The organism is Bradyrhizobium sp. Pa8 (assembly GCF_052588265.1).
The window spans coordinates 8,007,664-8,026,019 of sequence record NZ_CP176767.1; the positions used below are offsets into that span (position 1 = coordinate 8,007,664).

19 protein-coding genes are annotated in these 18,356 nt (G+C 64.1%); 7 read left to right on the forward strand and 12 right to left on the reverse strand.

Annotated features, from left to right (window positions below; genetic code table 11):
* Positions 1-148 precede the first annotated feature (148 nt).
* Positions 149-1,097, reverse strand: a protein-coding gene (locus ACKWRH_RS37895) for an IS630 family transposase (protein WP_445215585.1) whose coding sequence is annotated in 2 segments (ribosomal slippage) — positions 149-760 and positions 762-1,097 — 948 coding nt in all. Because the reading frame shifts where the segments join, the coding sequence is not laid out codon by codon here.
* A 170-nt stretch (positions 1,098-1,267) separates the two neighbouring features.
* Here ACKWRH_RS37895 and ACKWRH_RS37900 point away from each other — a divergent pair.
* A complete protein-coding gene (locus tag ACKWRH_RS37900; protein ID WP_445217707.1) occupies positions 1,268-1,504 on the forward strand; it encodes a hypothetical protein in 237 nt (78 codons plus the stop codon).
* A 110-nt stretch (positions 1,505-1,614) separates the two neighbouring features.
* Here the strand turns inward: ACKWRH_RS37900 and rpoD are convergent, their stop codons facing one another.
* Positions 1,615-3,777 (reverse strand): RNA polymerase sigma factor RpoD, encoded by a 2,163-nt coding sequence (gene rpoD, locus ACKWRH_RS37905; RefSeq protein WP_445217708.1) that lies wholly within the window; start codon positions 3,775-3,777, stop codon positions 1,615-1,617.
* A gap of 378 nt (positions 3,778-4,155) precedes the next feature.
* Positions 4,156-6,174 (reverse strand): DNA primase, encoded by a 2,019-nt coding sequence (gene dnaG / locus ACKWRH_RS37910; protein ID WP_445217709.1) that lies wholly within the window; start codon positions 6,172-6,174, stop codon positions 4,156-4,158.
* A 243-nt stretch (positions 6,175-6,417) separates the two neighbouring features.
* Here dnaG and ACKWRH_RS37915 point away from each other — a divergent pair, with 243 nt between their 5' ends.
* Positions 6,418-6,981: a chlorite dismutase family protein gene (locus ACKWRH_RS37915; protein WP_445217710.1), complete on the forward strand. Its 564-nt coding sequence runs from the start codon at positions 6,418-6,420 to the stop codon at positions 6,979-6,981.
* Here ACKWRH_RS37915 and ACKWRH_RS37920 read toward each other — a convergent pair.
* A complete protein-coding gene (locus tag ACKWRH_RS37920) occupies positions 6,978-7,376 on the reverse strand; it encodes a gamma-glutamylcyclotransferase family protein (protein WP_445217711.1) in 399 nt (132 codons plus the stop codon). The genes ACKWRH_RS37915 and ACKWRH_RS37920 overlap by 4 nt on opposite strands.
* Before the next feature lie 205 nt (positions 7,377-7,581).
* Here ACKWRH_RS37920 and ACKWRH_RS37925 point away from each other — a divergent pair, with 205 nt between their 5' ends.
* A complete protein-coding gene (locus ACKWRH_RS37925; RefSeq protein ID WP_445217712.1) occupies positions 7,582-8,388 on the forward strand; it encodes an N-formylglutamate amidohydrolase in 807 nt (268 codons plus the stop codon).
* On the opposite strand, the gene ACKWRH_RS37930 is transcribed toward ACKWRH_RS37925, so the two are convergent.
* The 4 genes from ACKWRH_RS37930 to ACKWRH_RS37945 form a co-directional block, all read right to left on the reverse strand.
* Positions 8,385-9,368 carry a DUF3592 domain-containing protein gene (locus ACKWRH_RS37930; RefSeq protein ID WP_445217713.1) on the reverse strand — a complete coding sequence of 328 codons (984 nt, stop codon included), beginning with the start codon at positions 9,366-9,368 and terminating at the stop codon, positions 8,385-8,387. The genes ACKWRH_RS37925 and ACKWRH_RS37930 overlap by 4 nt on opposite strands.
* A gap of 89 nt (positions 9,369-9,457) precedes the next feature.
* Positions 9,458-10,075 carry a LysE family translocator gene (locus ACKWRH_RS37935; RefSeq protein ID WP_445222549.1) on the reverse strand — a complete coding sequence of 206 codons (618 nt, stop codon included), beginning with the start codon at positions 10,073-10,075 and terminating at the stop codon, positions 9,458-9,460.
* A 71-nt stretch (positions 10,076-10,146) separates the two neighbouring features.
* Positions 10,147-10,680: a hypothetical protein gene (locus ACKWRH_RS37940; RefSeq protein ID WP_445217714.1), complete on the reverse strand. Its 534-nt coding sequence runs from the start codon at positions 10,678-10,680 to the stop codon at positions 10,147-10,149.
* Positions 10,681-10,682: 2 nt separating this feature from the next.
* Complete coding sequence (locus ACKWRH_RS37945; RefSeq protein ID WP_445217715.1) at positions 10,683-12,131, reverse strand: LVIVD repeat-containing protein; 1,449 nt, start codon at positions 12,129-12,131, stop codon at positions 10,683-10,685.
* Positions 12,132-12,247: 116 nt separating this feature from the next.
* Between ACKWRH_RS37945 and ACKWRH_RS37950 the strand changes: the two genes are divergently transcribed.
* The 3 genes from ACKWRH_RS37950 to ACKWRH_RS37960 are packed head-to-tail and all read left to right on the forward strand — an operon-like array spanning position 12,248 to position 13,534.
* Positions 12,248-12,562, forward strand: coding sequence for an ArsR/SmtB family transcription factor (locus ACKWRH_RS37950; RefSeq protein ID WP_008544842.1), 315 nt, complete (start codon positions 12,248-12,250; stop codon positions 12,560-12,562).
* Complete coding sequence (locus tag ACKWRH_RS37955) at positions 12,555-13,025, forward strand: SRPBCC family protein (protein ID WP_085400444.1); 471 nt, start codon at positions 12,555-12,557, stop codon at positions 13,023-13,025. The genes ACKWRH_RS37950 and ACKWRH_RS37955 overlap by 8 nt, the downstream gene beginning before the upstream one ends.
* Positions 13,022-13,534, forward strand: coding sequence for an SRPBCC family protein (locus ACKWRH_RS37960; RefSeq protein WP_445217716.1), 513 nt, complete (start codon positions 13,022-13,024; stop codon positions 13,532-13,534). The genes ACKWRH_RS37955 and ACKWRH_RS37960 overlap by 4 nt, the downstream gene beginning before the upstream one ends.
* Positions 13,535-13,688: 154 nt before the next feature.
* Here ACKWRH_RS37960 and ACKWRH_RS37965 read toward each other — a convergent pair whose 3' ends face one another.
* Positions 13,689-14,459, reverse strand: a complete 771-nt coding sequence (locus tag ACKWRH_RS37965) for a DUF2189 domain-containing protein (protein ID WP_445217717.1) — start codon at positions 14,457-14,459, stop codon at positions 13,689-13,691.
* Positions 14,460-14,756: 297 nt separating this feature from the next.
* On the opposite strand from ACKWRH_RS37965, the gene ACKWRH_RS37970 reads away from it, so the two are divergent.
* Positions 14,757-16,988, forward strand: coding sequence for an ATP-binding protein (locus tag ACKWRH_RS37970; RefSeq protein ID WP_445217718.1), 2,232 nt, complete (start codon positions 14,757-14,759; stop codon positions 16,986-16,988).
* A 2-nt stretch (positions 16,989-16,990) separates the two neighbouring features.
* Here the strand turns inward: ACKWRH_RS37970 and ACKWRH_RS37975 are convergent, their stop codons facing one another.
* From ACKWRH_RS37975 to ACKWRH_RS37985, 3 genes are all read right to left on the reverse strand, one after another.
* The gene (locus tag ACKWRH_RS37975) at positions 16,991-17,434 is read right to left on the reverse strand and encodes a hypothetical protein (RefSeq protein ID WP_028159430.1); all 444 of its coding nucleotides are present in this window, start codon (positions 17,432-17,434) and stop codon (positions 16,991-16,993) included.
* A 2-nt stretch (positions 17,435-17,436) separates the two neighbouring features.
* On the reverse strand, positions 17,437-17,790 hold the full coding sequence (locus tag ACKWRH_RS37980) for a nuclear transport factor 2 family protein (RefSeq protein WP_445222550.1): 354 nt from the start codon (positions 17,788-17,790) through the stop codon (positions 17,437-17,439).
* Positions 17,791-17,885: 95 nt separating this feature from the next.
* The gene (locus tag ACKWRH_RS37985) at positions 17,886-18,353 is read right to left on the reverse strand and encodes a MarR family winged helix-turn-helix transcriptional regulator (RefSeq protein WP_445217719.1); all 468 of its coding nucleotides are present in this window, start codon (positions 18,351-18,353) and stop codon (positions 17,886-17,888) included.
* Between the last annotated feature and the right edge of the window lie 3 nt (positions 18,354-18,356).

Sequence of the window (18,356 nt, forward strand, 5' to 3'; positions counted from 1 at the left end):
CGCCAGCCCCGGGCGACGCTGAAGACCAAGAATAAACGGCGGGCTTCGCGGCCCGCCGTTTATTGAGCGAAGGGTCGCAGCAGGCGCCTGGCGCCGCTCCTCGATGAGCAACCGCAATCAAGACAGCACCACTGCTGGTTAGAGCGTTTCACATTTTGACTGAAGCATAACCGGCGTTGGCGAAGTAGTTGGCGCATTCGCGAGGCTGGATGTCGTGGACGAGGTGACCGATGTGGCGCCAAGTGTCCTCGATGGTGCGCTTCTGAGCTTGCCGCATCCAGTGTTTGATCTTGGAGAAGGCCTGTTCGATCGGGTTGAGGTCGGGCGAGTATGGCGGCAGGTACCAGAGCCTGGCGCCAGCAGCCTGGATCATCTGCCTGACAGCTTTCGACTTGTGGCTTCCGAGATTGTCGAGAATGACGATGTCGCCTTCGCGCAGGGTTGGCAGGAGAAGGTGCTTCACATAAGCGCGGAAGCATTCGCCGTTGATCGGGCCGTCGAAGACGCAGGGTGCCGTGAGTTGGTCATGACGGAGCGCGCCGAGGAATGTGAGGGTACGCCAGTGACCGTGTGGGGCGAAGCCGCGCAGGCGTGCCCCTTTGGGGCCCCAGCCCCGCAAAGGGGCCATGTTGGTCTTGATCCAGGTCTCATCGATGAAGACGAGCCGGCCCGGATCAAGTCCGGCCTGCCAGGATCGCCAACGCTGGCGCCTACGAGAGACGTCGGCGCGAGCCTGTTCGAGGGCGAACAGTGTTTTTTTTGAACCGCAGCCCTTCCCGACGCAGGAACAGCCAGACCGCGTTGTGTGAGACCTTGACCCCACGGGTTGCCAGTTCCGCCTTCAGACCATGCAGCGTCAGGTGCGGCGTCTGAGTGATCCGCTCGACGATGAAGGCGCGGTGCGGATCAAGCACAGGCTTGCGGTGACCGCCCATCTTGCCAGGCACAACCGAGCCGGTCGCCCGCTGCCGCTGTGACCACTTCACAACCGACGAGACCGCAACACCAAACCGTTCCGCCACAGACCGGCAGCTCTCGCCCGCCAAAACCGACGCCACCACACGCTCGCGAAGATCCAGGGAAAGAGGTCGGGTCATGCGATGCTGGCCTCCAATCCAGTCAGCATCTTGAATCACAATCCGCCAAAAACCGGAATCCCCTCCGATTCCATTAAGCAATGAAAGGCTCTAGCGCCGCGGCTCGACGCCGGTGTCGACAAGCCGCCGAAGTCATTTGACTGCGGGCCCCTGATCGACGACAAGCCGCCATGGCCAAAAAACCTGGAACCAATCCCAAAGGCGAATTCGCCTTCTTCAACGTCTTCTATGAAGACGATTCCCAACGCTCCAACCGCCGCGTGCCCTCGGAACTGCTCGGCGGCCTCGACGGCGACGAACCCGCGCGCGGCTTCATCATGGAGCAGGACCGCGAGATCGCCGAAAAGTCCGGCCGGCCGGTGCTCGAGATCAAGCGGATCGAGCGGGTCGGGGCGAAGAAGAAATAGGCGCTGGCCGCGAGGCGCGAAGCGTCAGCACAAACAACAACGGCGGGCTTTTGGCCCGCCGTTTTCGTTTGGATGAATGCCCAGGTCAGGCCCGGACACGACGATCCGAATTAGTTATCCAAAAAGCTCCGCAGCTTCCGGCTCCGCGACGGATGCTTCAGCTTCCGCAACGCCTTCGCCTCGATCTGGCGGATACGTTCGCGGGTGACCGAGAACTGCTGGCCGACTTCTTCCAGCGTGTGGTCGGTGTTCATGCCGATGCCGAAGCGCATGCGCAGGACGCGCTCTTCGCGCGGGGTGAGCGAGGCGAGCACGCGCGTGGTGGTCTCGCGCAGGTTCGACTGGATCGCGGCGTCGATCGGGAGGATCGCGTTCTTGTCCTCGATGAAATCGCCGAGATGTGAATCCTCTTCGTCACCGACGGGGGTTTCGAGCGACAACGGCTCCTTGGCGATCTTGAGGACCTTGCGGACCTTCTCTAGGGGCATGCCGAGCTTCTCGGCGAGCTCTTCCGGGGTCGGCTCGCGGCCGATCTCGTTGAGCATCTGGCGCGAGGTGCGCACGATCTTGTTGATCGTCTCGATCATGTGCACGGGAATGCGGATGGTACGCGCCTGGTCGGCGATCGAGCGGGTGATCGCCTGCCGGATCCACCACGTGGCGTAGGTCGAGAACTTGTAGCCGCGGCGATATTCGAACTTATCAACGGCCTTCATCAGGCCGATGTTGCCTTCCTGGATCAGGTCGAGGAACTGCAGGCCGCGGTTGGTGTACTTCTTGGCGATCGAGATCACGAGACGGAGGTTGGCTTCCACCATCTCCTTCTTGGCCTGGCGTGCCTCGCGCTCGCCCTTCTGCACGGAGTGCACGATCTTGCGGAACTCGACGATCTCGAGGCCCGTAAGCGCGGCGAGCTGGTGCACCTCGTGACGGAGGTCCTTGATGCGGTCCTTCTCGATATGGACGAAGTTCTTCCAGCCCTTGGCCGAGAGCTTCGAGACGCGGTTGAGCCAGCGCGGATCGAGCTCCGAGCCGGTGTAGTTGCGCAGGAAGTCCTCACGCGCGACGCCATGGCTGTCGGCGAGGCGCATCAGCCGGCCCTCGTGCGATACGAGGCGCTTGTTGATGTCGTAGAGCTGCTCGACCAGTGAGTCGATACGCGCCTGGTTCAGGCGCAGCGACTTCACCTCGACGATGATCTCGTCCTTGAGCTTGCGGTATTTGCGTTCCTGGTGCGGCGAGAGCGAGGGCCCGTGCGAGGTGCTCTCGAGCTGGTTCTGGATGTCCTGCTCCTGAAGCTTGCGCAGCTTCTTGTAGCTGTCGGCGATCTTGTCGAAGATCTCGACGACCTTCGGCTTGAGCTCGGCCTCGATGGCCGCAAGCGACATCTGGTTCTCGAACTCGTCGTCCTCGTCCATGTCGGCTTCGGCGGCGGCTTCACCCGGATCCTTGTCCTCGCCACCCTGGCCGCCGGGGGCGGGCTGCGCGGCGCGGAACGGGGTCGGCGACGGCGGCGCGGCGGGCGGCGCGACATGCGCCGGCGCAGCTCCGTTCACGGCTGCGGCTTCACCGCCCTCGGCCGAGGCTTCGCCGTTCTCGCCGGTGGGACCGCCGATCATGGCGGTGTTCATGCCGCCCTTGGCGTCGGGGCCGGCATAGGTCGCTTCGAGATCGATGATGTCGCGAAGGAAGATCTTGCCTTCGTTGAGCTCGTCGCGCCAGATGATGATGGCCTGGAAGGTCAGCGGGCTTTCGCAGAGACCTGCGATCATCGCCTCGCGGCCGGCCTCGATGCGCTTCGCAATCGCGATTTCGCCTTCGCGGGACAACAGCTCGACCGTGCCCATCTCGCGCAGATACATGCGCACGGGATCGTCGGTGCGCTCGCCCGGCTCGCTCTTCTTGACCTCGGTGACGGCCTTCTGGGTGACCTCGACGAGCTCGTTGTCGGTCTCGTCCTCGCCGCCCTCGTCCTTGTCCTCCTCGCCGTCGCTATCGTCGGCTTCGGTGACGTTGATGCCCATGTCCGAGAGCATGGACATGATGTCCTCGATCTGCTCCGGGGAGGTCTGGTCGGACGGCAAAACTTCGTTGAGCTGATCGAAGGTCACGAAGCCGCGCTTCTTGGCCTGCTTGATCATCTTCTTCACGGCCGCGTCGGACAGATCGAGCAAGGGCGACGGCGCGTCCTGGGAGTCCTTCTCCGGCGCGTCCGCTGCCTTGTCGTCTTTCTCTTTGTCCTTCGCCTGCAGCGTCTTTGCCTTGGTGGCCATCCATTGCTCCTAAACGCGCTTCATGCAGAAGGCCGAACGGCCCGCCCGCCTGAATTCACTTGAACCTGTTGTTCGACGCTCTCGCTTCGTCAGATCGCGACACGGAAAGGGCGGCGCGCCTATCTCTCGCCACCCCGACCTTTCTCTCGCCGGATTTGCCTAACGCTTCGTGAGCCCCTTTGTCGCAGCGGATGCAGGTGTAGTGCCAACAGCGATTGCGCGGATTCATTCCTGACGCGTCTGTTCTGCCTGCGGCCGCCTGGTGGCCAAAGTGCTACAAGACCGTTAAGCCTCGATTAACCCTGTTTTTGCCGCCAAACCTTGGATTTGGCGAGTCTTTTAGCGGTTCCGGTCCCGGCCGTCCGCATGATTCTTTCATCATACGCTCTTCTGGAACCGGCCCGACAGCTCGCCAAAACCCTCGATCAGGGCCTCGGTACCGTCGACTTCTCCTATCCGAGCCTTGACGTCACGCAGCCACGCCAAATTGGCCTCGCTGGGGTCCTCCCCCAAGGCCAGCTCGGCGTCCTTCAGCTCTCTAAGTAGTGAATGGTATTGCCGATGCAAGGCAACGAGTTGGTGCCAGGTGGCGAGAACGTCATCCCGTGCCGCCCCCTCACGGGCACCCCACACCGCCGCGGTGGTGATGCCATTCTCAACCCTTTGAAGAAGCTGCGAAAATCCACCCTTCTCGATGTCGGCTCGCATCTTCTCGGCCAGCTCGCCGGGGTCCGGAGAATGGTGATGATCGTTGGCGAAGGCGGCGATGATGCCGGCCCGGAGCTTATGGGCCTCGGGATGGGCCAGCTCCAGGGCGGCGACCTCCTCAAGGTGGTCGTGCAGCAGCCAGGGATGGTTGATCAGGATCTGCAGGATCAGGGCTTCGCGCCGGGATATGGCGCTGCGCTGCCCCTTCATGATCGGACTTGCCGCCAGCTGGGGGCTCGCCGCCTGGTAGGGGCCTGAGGGAATCATGGCAGGCCCCGGGGCTCCACGCCGCCCCTGGCTACCGAATCCCTGCCCCCCGAATCGATTCGCCTGTCCCCCGTTGCGGGGCTGGAAGGAGCGGCCGGAATTGCCTTGGAAATTGCTCCGGCCGGCAAAGCCGCCGCGTCCGCCCTCGGGCGCGAAGGTGCGTCGAAGCCGTTCGGCAAAATCGTCGCGATAATAGCGCCGCACCACCTCGTCGCGGATGCCGTTGGACAGCTCCTTGACGCGCGCTTCCAGCGCGGCGCGACGCTCGGGCGTGGCAAAGTTGCCGCCTTCGAGCTCGCGCGACCAGATCATCTCGGCGAGCGGCTTCGCCGCCGCGATGACATCCTCGATCGCGCCGCGGCCACCCGAGCGGACGAGATCGTCGGGATCCTGACCTTCCGGCAGCAGCGCAAAACGCAGGCTCTTGCCCGGCGCAAGAAATGGCAAGGCGAGGTCGGCTGCGCGATAAGCCGCCTTCTGTCCGGCGCGATCGCCGTCGAAGCAGAGGATCGGCTCGTCCGCCATCTTCCAGAGCAGCGCGAGCTGGTTTTCGGTCAGCGCAGTGCCGAGCGGCGCCACGGCACCTGCAAAGCCTGCCGTCACCATGGCGATGACGTCGACATAGCCTTCGACCACGATCAGCGCGCTGCCATCGTGGGTGGCCTTTCGCACGGTCTGGTGATTGTAGAGATTGTCGCCCTTGTGGAAGAGCGGCGTCTCCGGCGAGTTCAGGTATTTTGCCGGAACGTCCTTTTCCAGCGCGCGTCCGCCGAAGGCGATGACGCGGCCACGCAGATCCGTGATCGGAAACATCACGCGGTCGCGGAAGCGATCGTAGGGCACGGGAATATCGTTGCCGGCAACGAGCAGGCCGGTCTCGATCATGTCCTCGACGGAGACGCCGAGCTTGCCGAGATGCTCCTTCAGCGCGAAACGCTCGGGTGGCGGCGGCGCATAGCCGAGGCGGAACTGCACTTGCGTCGCCGGAGAGATCGCGCGATCGGCGAGATAGCCGCGCGCCTTGGCGCCGACGCGCGAGGCCAGCGTCTCGGCGAAGAATTTTGCGGCGAGTTCCATCACGTCATGCAGCGTGCGGCGCCGCTGCTCGTGCCGCGCCGCATCCGGCGTCACCGCCGGCAGCGGCAGGCCCGCCATGCCGGCGAGCCGCTCGACGGCCTCGGCGAACGGCAGGCCGTCGGTCTCCATCACGAAGGTGATGATGTCGCCGTGCTTGCCGGAGGAGAAGTCGTGGTAAAATCCCTTCTGGTCGTTGACGTAGAAGGACGGCGTCTTCTCCTGCTGGAACGGCGACAGCCCCTTCCATTCCCGCCCGGCCTTCTTCAGCTTCACGCGCTTGCCCACGACTTCGGAGACCGAAAGCCGGGCACGAAGCTCGTCGAGGAACTGGGGCGTGAAGCGCATGGCGTGTGTGTAACGCGAATCCGGGTGAGTCGGGCGAAGGATCAGGGATATAGGTGCGGCCCGGCCAAAAGTCAGGTTTAGGCGGGTTATCCGGGTTATTCGACCTATACACAGGCCGTCATTCCCGGGCTGCGTCACCCTGAGGTGCTCGCCGCTCCGGCGAGCCTCGAAGGATGACGGGACGGGTGGCCCGGAATGACGGGAAAAGCTTGAATCCGGCCCGCTTCCACGCTTCCATAGGCCATGTTCAGGACGTTTCGAGGCGGCCATAGCGGGGGTTGGCGCGTCACCTCGATTTCGAACGTGACGGGCGAGCCCCTGCCCTTCATGCCGGCGCTGTCGGTCGTCGACAGCGAGGCCGTCGCATTGCCGCTGGTGCCCTCGCGCAATGCGTGGCGACTGGCGGGCGTCGCGAGCAGCTTGCGCTATACCGAGCGCGCCGAGCAGCAGCAGCTCGCCGCGGTGCAGGCCGGGCTCGGCCGGCTCGAGGCCACCTCTGCAGCGCTGATCCCGATCCGCAAGTCGCAAGCCTGGTGGGAGCTGACGCAGGAAGAGCGCCGCAATATCTTCGAAGACAAGTCGCACCACATTGCGAGCAGCCTGCGCTTCCTGCCAGCGATCGCCCGGCAGCTCTATCACAGCCGCGACCTCGGCGGCCCCTTCGACTTCCTGACCTGGTTCGAGTTCGCACCCGCAGATGCCTCGCTGTTCGAAGAGCTGGTGGCGATGCTCAGGGAGACCGAGGAGTGGACCTATGTGGAGCGCGAGGTGGACGTGCGCGTGGTGAAGGAAGTGCTGTCGGCTTAATGATCCAGGAAGCGGCCGGTCGCGATGAGGGGCAGACCGCCGACGGGCCAGTTATAGACGTAGGTCCAGGCCTTCTCCGTTGTGCCATCAGGCAACGTCACGTCGATCAGCTCGCGCAGATATTCGGTCGGCTCCGGAAAGCCCTCGCCGCAGGCTTCGTACATGTCGAGCTCGCGCAGGAGCTCGTCGGGCACGCGCAATTGAAAAAGCTCACCATGGACGACATCGGAGGCCGCGTTCGACAGCAGCAATCCGGGATAATGCTTCACAAGAACAAGCCGCCCGCGACACGTCGCGTCACCCAAAAAGTCCGCATGTCCTGCAAGCAGCCGCGCCATTGGATGGTCGAAGCCGCGCATCAGGGTGCCGTAGACGAAAAGACGATCGGAGGTCATGGGGTGTCTATAGCCGTCAATCGAGCGAAACGACAGCCGCACGTTTCCTCGTCCCAGCGAAGTCCCGGGGGCAAGCGAGATTTGGTCTTGTGATGAATCGCCGGCAACGGCATCGTCTGGCGATCATGATGATTTTGGGTGGACCGACTTGCAAGCGATTGCTGCCCAATTCAGACGGTAGCTGCTTTTTCCATAGGCAATCAGGATGGACTTCAACACGGCCGACGCGACCGATCAACTGCTCGGCGCGGGTGACATTCCGCCGGTGCATGAGATCAATGCGGATGGGGCATCGCCCTTCCTGCTCACCTCGGACCATTACGGACGGATTCTGCCGCACGCGCTCGGCGACCTCGGCGTGGCGGAAAGCGAGCTGACGCGGCACATCGCCTGGGACATCGGCATTGCCGGCGTCGCCGAGCGGCTGGCAGAAATGCTCGATGCGCATCTGATCGCACAGCGCTATTCGCGGCTCGTGATCGACTGCAACCGCTCCCCCGGCGTTGCAAGCTCGATCCCCGTGATATCCGAGGCGACCGCGATCCCGCGCAACGAGGGCATCTCCGAGGGCGAGCGCGCGGCGCGGCAGCGCGAGATCTTCGATCCCTATCACCGCCGCATCGATGCCGCGATCGACCGCCGCCTGCACGACACGCGGCCGACGGTGCTGGTGTCGCTGCACAGCTTCACGCCGGTTTATGCCGGCGTCGCCCGGCCCTGGCACATCGCCGCGCTGTATAATCGCGACACCGTGCTGCCGCAGCTGCTGCTGAAGCATTTGCGCGCTGAAGGCGATCTCGTCGTCGGCGACAACGAGCCCTATGCGGTGAGCGATCTCAGCGACTACACCATCCCCGTCCATGGCGAAGCCCGCGGGCTCGTCAACACCGGCATCGAGATCCGTCAGGACCTGATCGCGGATCGGTCCGGCCAGCAGCAATGGGCGGAGCGGCTGGCGAGAATTTTTGCGGAGATTGAGCTGGAATTGCGCAGGGAGAGGCTGGTCGACTAGCTGCCCCGCGTCGCAACGACCACCGCGAGCGCAGCGAAAATCGCAGCGATGCCCCACAGCAGCCAGGCGATGCGGACGGGGCCGCTTGTATCGAGCGTTGCCTCGGCCGGGTTGTCGGGATTGACGCGCACCTCGACGGTCGCGCCGTGCTTGTAGCGCGACATCAGCTTCTTCAACATCTCGTCGGACCCGGACCGCGTCCCGGCCGCGACTCGCGCGCATTCATTGGTGTAGCTGACGTTCCGATAGCGATAGGTGTAGGTCACGCGTTTGCCGAACATCTCGGTGCCGCGGCGCTCGCCCGGCTCGCTGGCCTCGTGATATTGCTCGACCCCCGACAGCTTGATCGTGCCCGGCACCACCGGCCAGCGCGCCGCCTTCAACGCCTGCCGCCGCACCCCATACCCCATCAGCGCGATGACGAGGCCGAACGCGCCGAAGCCGACGACGAGGCCCGCGAGGTCGGGCCGCCCGATGTGGTGCGCAAGGTAGGCATAAGTCTGATTGAGACCGAACGCCGAGCCGAACACGATGCCAAACGCGATCGCCGTGCCGATGCCGAGGCAGCTCCACAGTCCCTTGGGCAGGTCGCGCTCGAGCACGGCCTGATCGGGATGGCGCGGATTGTAATAGACGGTGACGATGCTGCCGGCGGGATATTTTGCGAGCTTCTCGGCGACCTCGAAATTGCCGAGATCCTCGCCGATCGAGATGCGGTTACAGCTCAGCTTGCGGCTGCCGACCGGATATTCGTAAGTCACGTTCGCAAAATTGCGGCTCTCGAGCCGATAGCCTTCCTCGCGGTCGCTGTCGGACACCCTGACCTCGCGCACCTCGGCGACCGAACGAACGACCTTGCCCGATGCCTGCGGCCAGCTTCGCGCCTCGCGCACCTGCCAGGTCTTCACAACGGCGGCGACCAATAACAGCCCGAGCGGTGCGAACAGCATCGCATAGACGAACCAGGGCAGATCGGGCACGGCCAAATTCCTTCGTCAGCGGCAATGCCCGATTGGACGCATCGCCGTAGACGAAGGTTCAATCGGCCGATCGGCTTACTTGATCCTGCTCATTTCGCCCGGATCAACGCCAGCCAGATGCCGCCGCCGATCATGAAGCCGCCGGACATGCGCGACACCATGCGGGTGCGGCGCGCCGAGAAAAAGCCGCGGACCTGACCGGCAAGCAGCGCGTAGATTCCGTCCGTCAGGCCGGCAAGCACCATGAAGGTTAATCCGAGCACCAGGACCTGCGACAGGTGATCCTTGCTCATGTCCATGAATTGCGGAATGAACGCGCCGAAGAACACCAGCAGCTTGGGGTTCGACAACGCCACGACAAAGCCCTGCAGAAGAAAGCCACCGCGAGGGGGAGGCGGCGGCGCGTCGGTGTCGACGCCTTCAACCGGAGAGCGGATCAGCTTGATGCCGAGCCAGACCAGATAGGCCGCGCCGGCAAAGCGCACCCAGTTGAACCAATAGCCCATCGTCGCCATCAGCGTGGTCAGGCCGACCGCGAGGATGCCAATCACGATCAAGAGCCCCATCTGCACGCCGAGAATGTTGGTCAGCGCCGCGCGCGTGCCGTAGCGCAGGCCGTTGGCGATGACGAGGGTTACGATCGGCCCCGGCAGCAGCGCGAGCGCGATGCAGGCGGCGACAAAGGCGAGATAGGCTTGCATGGACATCATGGGAGGGACTCGGCTGAGGGCGGTCTGGGATATTAATGCACGATGGAGGCGGGAACGGAAGGCCTCCCTCACCGCCCATCGAGCGCGGCAGCCACCCATTCCCTCATCGCTTCCGTGTCGAGAAACGCCAGCGCCGCACGCTGCACCGCGTTCGCCTCGCCCGCGCATTGGGCCACCGCGACAAGTAGATCGCAGCGGCGTGACAGTGCGAGGCCGGCGGCGGCATGGTGAGCACCGTCGGGCATGTCGAGATCGTAGTGCCTGACACGGCCTTGCATGGCGGCAACGCTGACGACCGCGCCCGGCGCGATGGCCATGAAGCGCGGACTGATCAGGTCGATATCGGTGACGCGGTCGACCTCGTCGTCATCGGCAACACCCGTGTCGCAATTGCAGAAGCCGCGCTTGGCGCGGACGTAGAGCTCGGCGCCATCACACCCGCCCGAGGTGCAGCGGAACGCGCGGCCCGCGGGCCAGCCGTCGCGAGGAAACGGCCAGGCAATCTCTCGCCATTGCATCGCGCTTTCCGCGCCATCCGCGCGCATGCCCGACAGCGCGCCGAGAGCGATCATGGCCATCAGCATGATCGTCCTGTGCCGCATCGTCAGTTCCTCGGCAGGCCGGCGGCCGCGCGCGCCGGTCCGGTCAGCTCGAGGATATGCAGACCAGTGTTGGCGCGGTCGACGATGTAGATGTAGCCGCGATCATCGGTCTCGACATTGTTGGTCTGGATCGCGACCTTGCAGCGCTCGCCGCCCTCGACGGGAATGCAGCGCTTGTCGGTGGCCTGCGTGATCGCCGGGATGAAATAGCCGACCTCCTTCGGGTGATAGGGATCGCGGATGTCGAGCGCGCGCACGCCCGCATTGAAGAAGGCGATGAAGGCCATCTTCTTGTAATAGACCGGCGCCATGCTCTCGTTCGACGAGTGCGAGCCGAAGCGGCCGCCGCGCTGGCAGAACTGTCCGCCCGCCTCCGGCACGGTGTAGCTCGAGATCATCATCGGCCGCGTCTCGGTGGTGACGTCGGCGAACCACACCATCTGCCGCGCCTCGCCGCATTCGTTCAGAATCGCCTCGTCGACGATCATGACGATGTCGCGGGTCTTGCCATCCTTGTCCTCGGCGAATTCGGCGACGGGCATGTCGAGCATCGGGAACGTCGTATGCGCGCCGTTGAAGGCGGACATCGGCATGCGCGAAATCTCGGGATAGCGCAGATTCTCCGGTGTCGGCTCCTTCGGCCCGTTCAGCAACTTGTCGCGATCGACGATCTGCAAAATGCCGCCCTTGTTGGTGCCGTAGCCGAAGAACACGCGATTGCCGTCGGGTCCGGTCGAGATCGGCCCGTGCAATTCGGTCGGCACGGCGCCGGTCGAGCCGGGCTCCTGGCCGGGCAGGCCAAAGTCGCGGATTTTCTGCGGATGCGCGGGATCGCTGAGGTCGTAGACCTGCGTCATGCGCCGCGTGCGCCAGTCCGGCGCGCCGGAGACGAGAAAGGCGATGCCGGTGTCGCACTCCCACCAACTCTTGTGGGTGTCCTTCAGCCCGCCGATGCGGGTAACGAGCACGGGATTTGCGGGATCGGCGACGTTCCAGATCTCATGCGCCTCGCTGCCGAAGGTGCGGAGCATGTAGACCGCATTGGGATCGCCCTTCGGCAGCGACTTGCCGTCGCAAACCCGTACCATCTGCGCGCCGCCGGATTCGTACTTGCCTTCCTGGCCCGGCAGATGCCGCAGATATTTTGGACGCGCGGGATCGGTGACGTCGACGATGGACGTTCCGTTCGGTTCGGCCTGCCCCGTCATCGGGTTGACGGGCGCGGGCACGTCGTCGGTGCCGCCGTGATGGCCGAAATAGGCGATCCAGCGAGCACCCTGGTGATGGATGGTCGGCTGGTACGCGCTGCGCGCCTGCAGGTCGTTGGTGCCGACCAGCTTCATATTGGACGCTTCCGGCGGCGCGCCGATGGTCTGCTTCTGTTGTGCCTGGGCCGTGGTGCTGCAGGCGAAAAGGACAAGGCCTACAGCGAGTGGGACGCAACGGAACATCAAAGCTCTCCCGGAACCAATCTGCGTTGGCTGAGCTTCAAGGCTAGCACAGCCATTTCCGGGCGCCAAAGACACCATCTTGACATGCAACCATTTGGTTGCCTATTATCGCCGCCATGGATGAGGTCTTCAAAGCGCTCGCCGATGCGTCACGACGGTCGCTGCTGGACAGGCTTCACGCCAGGAACGGCCAGACGCTGAACGAACTCTGCGAAGGCCTCGCGATGACGCGCCAGGCCGTGACCAAGCACCTTGTCATTCTCGAAGAGGCCAACCTGGTCACGACCATCAGACATGGCCGCGAGAAGCTGCATTACCTCAATCCGGTGCCGATCCATCAGATCGGCGAACGCTGGATCAGGAAATTCGAGCGCGGCAAGCTCGCCGCGCTCAGCGAGTTGAAACGTCAGTTGGAGAAGCGCGATGAGTAAGCCCCAATTCGTCTATGTGAGCTACATCGAGACCACGCCGGAGAGACTGTGGGAGGCACTGACGTCGAGCGAGTTCACCAGGCAATACTGGTTCGGCGCCGAGGTCCGGTCGGACTGGAAGGTCGGCTCCCCCTTCGCGCTCACGCTCGACGGCGAGGTCACGGATTCCGGCGAGATTCTGGAGGCCGATCCGCCGCGCCGCCTATCCTACAGCTTCAAGCACCAGAAGTTCGAAGAGCTGCGCGGCGAGCCGATATCGCGCGTCGTCTTCACGATCGAACCGTTCGGCTCGCTCGTGCGTTTGACCGTGCTGCATGACGGCTTCGTCGAGGGTGGCAAATATCTCGGCGCCGTCTCCAATGGCTGGCCGGCGATCCTGTCCCAGCTCAAGAGCCTGCTCGAGACCGGCAAGCTGCTCGGCATTCCGCGCGCTGCCCTCAACAAGGGATTCGACGCAAAATGAACCTCGATCAGTTCAAACCGCTGACGGTCTACACCATCTACATCGTCTCCACGCCGGACAAGGTGTGGGAAGCGCTGACCTCGGCCGAGTTCAGCAAGAAGTACTTTTCCGGCTTTGCGGTGGAGATGGAACGGAGGCTCGGCGGCAGTTTCATCGTGCGCGCGCCTGACGGTTCGGAGCACATCTCGGGTGAAGTGTTCGAATACGATCCGCCGAACAAGCTGACGGTGACATGGAACATCAACTGGCCCGACCTCGTCGCAAGGCTCGGCACCACGCTCGTCACCTACGAGATCGAGCAAGCCGGCGAGGCCGTCCGTCTCACCATGAGCGAACGCCACGACCGCGCGCTCAGCGACGACATCCTCTCCGGCGGCCGCACCGGCTGGCCCGCGATCCTGTCGGGGCTGAAGAGTTTGCTGGAAACCGGCAAGGCGCCGCAGATCAAAATGACACCGCCAGCGCAGATGCTGGCGGCATTGAAGGCGATGGGGATCAAGACGCCGTGAGCGAGACGGGTCTGTCTCCGCGAACTCGGAATCGTAGGTTGGGCAAAGGCGCACTTGCGCCGTGCCCACCATCTTTCTGAATGGTAGGCACGCTTCGCTTTGCCCACCCTGCGACATCCCCAAGGGGAGAGCGAAAGCAGCAAAGGCGACGATCTTACACCGGCACCACCAACCGCCGGTAAAGATGCCATGTCGCATGTCCGAGCACGGGCAACGTCACGACCAGTCCGAGAAAATACGGCAGCGCCGAGACGATCAGCAGCATCACGATCACCGCCGCCCACGAGATCATCGGCAGCGGGCTGGTCACGACCGCACGCACGCTCGTCACCATGGCGGTGACGAAATCGACCTCGCGGTCGAGCAGCAGCGGAAACGACACCACGGTCAGCGAGAACAAGATCAGCGACAGCACGGCGCCGACCGCGTTGCCGATGGCGAGGAACAGCAAGCCCTCATTCGTCGTCAGCACCACCGTCATGAATTCCTGCAAGCTCGAGAACGAGGCGTGCAGGCCGAGCAGCAGCGCGATGAGCAGCCGCACCTGGTACATCCAGATCACGAACACGAACAGCGTAACGAAAGCCATCCAGCCGATCTCGCTGCGCGCGCGTATCGCCGACCAGATGGCGCCGAAGGAGACCGGCTCGCCGCGCTCGCGGCGGCGGCTGACCTCGTAGAGGCCGATCGCCACGAACGGCCCGATCAGCGCAAAGCCGGCCGCAAGGGGATAGACGAGATAGACCATGCCGAAGGCGGTGAGACAGAGCATGATCGCGATGCCGCCGCCTGCGTAGAGCGCGCCGAAGCAGAGCCCGTAGAGCGGCAGCGCCTGGAAATCGCGCAAACCCTCGACCAGCGCCTCGGCAATGTCGGTCGCCGCCACGGGACGCACCACCGGATCGACTTTGCCCGAGATCGACATGCGACTCCCTCTCATCACCGGCACGATCTCCGTCGCGCGCGATCCCGATATTAGCGCCCTCGCGACCTGCGCGCACGCGCGCGTTGATTGCGGGATGACGGTATCCCGGGAGGCCCGACACCAGCCCAACAGAGCCTCGCGGGCGAACTTTCCGGGGACTCATCCGTGACGTGCGCAGCCGAAATCTTTCCCCGCAGGGCCTTTTCGGCGCGATGCCTATGGACTGAGCGGAGGGTGGTGCCGCAGATTGCATCTTCGAACCAGCACGCGCGACGACCAAATTGGACCGCCCGACCGATGAGCTTGCGTACCCGGCTACTGATACTCGTCATTGCGGCCATGCTGGTGCCGGCCATCCTCGTCGGCTTGCGTTTCGTGCAAAATCGCAGCAGCGAAATCAACGCAGCCCTGGCCAATCTGACCGCGGCAGCCGACGACATTGCAAGCGACCTGGACGAGAAGATTCAGGGCACGACCCAGCTTCACTATGGTCTCGCCCGTGCACGCGACCTCGACACGCGCGACAAGGCGGCGTGCTCGGCGTTCCTGTCGGAAGTCCGCGAGGAATACCCACAGTTCACCGGGATATTGACCATCGATCCCGACGGCAGCCTGTTCTGCGATTCGCTGCGGACCAACCGCACGCTCGACCTGCGGGATCGCGCCTATTTCAAGCAGGCCATTGTGTCGCGCGGCATCGCGCTCGAGCCGGTATTCGGCCGGCTGACCGGACTATCGGTGCTCCAGATCGCCTATCCGGTGCGATCGGAGACGAGCGCCCTGAAGCTGGTCCTGCTCGCCTCCTTCAACCTGCGCAAATTCGCGGAGTTTCACGACAAGCGGCTGCTCGGCCAGAAGGAGATCCTGCTTCTCGACAGCAAAGGAACGGTTCTGGTCGCCCCCTCCCGCGGAGGCTGGACCGATCCGGTTGGCACGTCGATCGCGGGATCCGACCTGCTCCGCTTCGCCGCAACGCCCGACCGGAAGGCGTATCAGGAGGTGACCGATCGCGACGGCCGGACGCATGTCTGGGCTGTCGCCGCCCGCTCGCCTTCGACCCGCGATGCCGGCCTCTACATCATGGTCGGACGGTCCAAGGACGGACTTGTCGCGGCGGCCAATCGCCGGCTCTACGAGGATGTGGCGATACTCGCGGTGGCCTCGCTGCTGCTGCTCGCGGCCGTCTGGATCCTTGCGACCGTGAGCGTCGGGCGTCAGGTCGGACGTCTCGCCACCATGGCGAAGAAACTTGGGCTCGGAGATCTCAGCGCGCGAATTCCGCCTCCCCACCCGGGCGGCGAGCTGGGCGGATTGATGACCCTGCTCAACGACACCGCCGAGTCGCTCGAGCAGCAACGCGCCGCCATCGCCGACCTCAGCCACAAGCTCAGCCAATCCCAGAAGATGGAAGCCATGGGCCAGCTCACCGGCGGCGTGGCGCACGATTTCAACAATCTCTTGACTGTCATTCTCGGCAACTCCGAGCATCTTGCCGACAGGCTGGCCGGCAACAAGGAATTGCACCGGATCGCCAACGACATCGCGACCGCCGCCGAGCGCGGCTCCGACCTGACGCGAAGCCTGCTCGCCTTCGCGCGCAAGCAGCCCCTCCGGCCGCGAGACATCGACATCGCCGTGAAGATTCACGAGATGGAGCAGCTGTTGCGCCGGCCCCTGGGCGAGCACATCGAATGCACCTTCGCGCTCGAACCGGATGTGTGGCTGACCAGCGTCGATCCTGGCCAGCTGACAACGGCGCTGCTCAACCTCGTGCTCAACGCGCGCGACGTCATGCCGCGCGGCGGCAAGCTGATGATCGAGGTGCGCAACACCTCGCTCGGTGAATCCGACCTGGACGTCAACGGCGAGCCGCGGCCGGGCGACTACGTCATGGTGGCCGTGACCGACACCGGCAGCGGCATGACTGCCGAGGTGGCGAGCCGGGCGTTCGAGCCGTTCTTCACCACCAAGGAGGTCGGCAAGGGTACCGGCCTCGGCCTGAGCATGGTCTACGGCTTTGTGCGGCAATCCGGCGGAGTCGTGCAGATGCAGTCCGAACCGGGACAAGGCAGCGTCGTCAGGCTGTTCTTTCCCCGCCTTGCGACGTCACCGAACGAGCAGCCGTCACCCGCGGAACGGATCGTCGCCCCCGACGGAAGCGAGACCATTCTTGTCGTCGAGGACGACGACATGGTTCGGGCCTATGTCGAGAGCGAGCTGAAGACGCTCGGCTATCGCGTCATCGCGGCGCCGAACGGTCCCGCGGCTCTCGAATTGTTGCGCCACCCCGGCGACGTCGACCTGCTGCTCACCGACGTCGTGATGCCCGGCGGCATGTTCGGGCCGGAGCTTGCCAGGCAAGCGACCAGCTTGCGGCCCGGGCTCAAGGTGCTCTTCACCTCGGGCTACACCCAAAATCCCGTCAAGACGCCCGACGGGGTCGGCGACGCCCGCATCCTGACAAAACCGTTCCGGCGGAAGGATCTTGCCGCGATGCTGCGGTCCGCCCTGTCGGCGCCCCAGCTCTGAAATCAGGAGGAGAACGCCAGCCGGAGCGCTACGCCGAGATTGGCTACGAACAGAGCCGCGTCGATGACGAAGATCCTGAGCATCGGACCTTTCAGCACGGGCCAGTAGGCCACCCCGACGCGCCCTCCGCGCATCAGGACCGGAAGGTTATAGGCGAACTGGCTGAAGTGGCAGGCGGCAAAGAACAGGAACAACGCGAGCTGCGCCTCGATCGGCTGGAAGAAAGCCGGACGAGCGGCCAGAAGGTAGAACGACAAAAGCCCGATCGGCAGATTCATCCCGCCCAGGAACGCCACGCTGGCCGCCAGCGTCGGCGCGATCGGATTGCTGCGCTCTTCGCGCGGCAGGAGTATCTTCAGCGTGTTGCCCTGGGCGACGCTGAACTGGATGAAGGCGCCGCCGAACCAGAGCGTGTTGAGGAGCAGGACGAAATCCGAAAGGTGCATGATCATTTTCCGTAGAAGGCTTCGCTGCGCACCACACGGCCCGCATCGTCGAAATCCATGAACTCGCTGGCGCGCGTATCGCCGAGCTGCCACCACACCGTCAGGCGCGCGATCGCCTCGTCCCAGCTCCAGCTCAGGATCTTCAGGTCGGCGCTCTCGATGTGGCCATAAGCCTCGCGCCAATAAGCACGGATGTTCTCGGCGCCGGTGACGACCGGAGAACCGGTCAGTGATAGTGCCAGAGGGCTGCGCATCTGCGCATCGTCGGCGAAATGCGCGACGACAGCGTCGATATCGACCCGGCACCAGCTCACGCACCATGCCGCGACAAATCGCTCGGCGGCTGCGCGATCCATTATCCGTCCGCTCACGGCGGAGCCCTCCCCTGGCTCGTTGCCGGGAAAGTGGCAAAGCTCGCACCTCATGTCAACTATGTTGACTTCAGGAATCGTCAGTTGTTGTCGGCGATCGCCCCCATGACGGCAATCCATGCCGCCGCACCCGACGCCCCTGCGCGATCGAACGCTTCGCGCAGGACCCTCCGTTCGTGATCCGATGCTTTTTGCTCGATGCGTCGCCCGGCCTCCGTCAAGCGCAACAGCTTGGAGCGATGCTGCTCGGGCGCTCGCTTCGACGTCAGGAGCTTGCGCTCCAGCAGCAGGTTGAGCGGCCGGTTCAGGGCCTGCTTGGAGATGCCGAGGATCTCGATCAGCGAGCCGATCGCGATATCGGGCCGGCGCGCCACCACGTAGAGGATGCGATGGTGTGGACGCGACAGGCCCTGCTTCGCAAGATATTCATCGGCCTCCAGCGTCATCCCGCGCCAGCCGTAATACATGAGCTCGAGCGCAACATCGAGATCGTGCAGCTTCGGAAGTGAAGCGCGGTGAAGCCCCGCAGCTTGAGACATCTTTGCCATTGT

What these genes read in the sequence shown, in the direction of transcription:
- ACKWRH_RS37935 (WP_445222549.1), bottom strand. Translation starts at nt 10,075, where the DNA reads ATGTCCATGCAAGCCTATCTCGCCTTTGTCGCCGCCTGCATCGCGCTC.
- ACKWRH_RS37970 (WP_445217718.1), top strand. Translation starts at nt 14,757, where the DNA reads ATGAGCTTGCGTACCCGGCTACTGATACTCGTCATTGCGGCCATGCTG.
- ACKWRH_RS37985 (WP_445217719.1), bottom strand. Translation starts at nt 18,353, where the DNA reads ATGGCAAAGATGTCTCAAGCTGCGGGGCTTCACCGCGCTTCACTTCCG.
- ACKWRH_RS37915 (WP_445217710.1), top strand. Translation starts at nt 6,418, where the DNA reads ATGTTCAGGACGTTTCGAGGCGGCCATAGCGGGGGTTGGCGCGTCACC.
- ACKWRH_RS37945 (WP_445217715.1), bottom strand. Translation starts at nt 12,131, where the DNA reads ATGTTCCGTTGCGTCCCACTCGCTGTAGGCCTTGTCCTTTTCGCCTGC.
- rpoD (WP_445217708.1), bottom strand. Translation starts at nt 3,777, where the DNA reads ATGGCCACCAAGGCAAAGACGCTGCAGGCGAAGGACAAAGAGAAAGAC.
- ACKWRH_RS37920 (WP_445217711.1), bottom strand. Translation starts at nt 7,376, where the DNA reads ATGACCTCCGATCGTCTTTTCGTCTACGGCACCCTGATGCGCGGCTTC.
- ACKWRH_RS37965 (WP_445217717.1), bottom strand. Translation starts at nt 14,459, where the DNA reads ATGTCGATCTCGGGCAAAGTCGATCCGGTGGTGCGTCCCGTGGCGGCG.
- ACKWRH_RS37955 (WP_085400444.1), top strand. Translation starts at nt 12,555, where the DNA reads ATGAGTAAGCCCCAATTCGTCTATGTGAGCTACATCGAGACCACGCCG.
- ACKWRH_RS37900 (WP_445217707.1), top strand. Translation starts at nt 1,268, where the DNA reads ATGGCCAAAAAACCTGGAACCAATCCCAAAGGCGAATTCGCCTTCTTC.
- ACKWRH_RS37975 (WP_028159430.1), bottom strand. Translation starts at nt 17,434, where the DNA reads ATGCACCTTTCGGATTTCGTCCTGCTCCTCAACACGCTCTGGTTCGGC.
- dnaG (WP_445217709.1), bottom strand. Translation starts at nt 6,174, where the DNA reads ATGCGCTTCACGCCCCAGTTCCTCGACGAGCTTCGTGCCCGGCTTTCG.
- ACKWRH_RS37960 (WP_445217716.1), top strand. Translation starts at nt 13,022, where the DNA reads ATGAACCTCGATCAGTTCAAACCGCTGACGGTCTACACCATCTACATC.
- ACKWRH_RS37925 (WP_445217712.1), top strand. Translation starts at nt 7,582, where the DNA reads ATGGACTTCAACACGGCCGACGCGACCGATCAACTGCTCGGCGCGGGT.
- ACKWRH_RS37950 (WP_008544842.1), top strand. Translation starts at nt 12,248, where the DNA reads ATGGATGAGGTCTTCAAAGCGCTCGCCGATGCGTCACGACGGTCGCTG.
- ACKWRH_RS37940 (WP_445217714.1), bottom strand. Translation starts at nt 10,680, where the DNA reads ATGCGGCACAGGACGATCATGCTGATGGCCATGATCGCTCTCGGCGCG.
- ACKWRH_RS37980 (WP_445222550.1), bottom strand. Translation starts at nt 17,790, where the DNA reads ATGGATCGCGCAGCCGCCGAGCGATTTGTCGCGGCATGGTGCGTGAGC.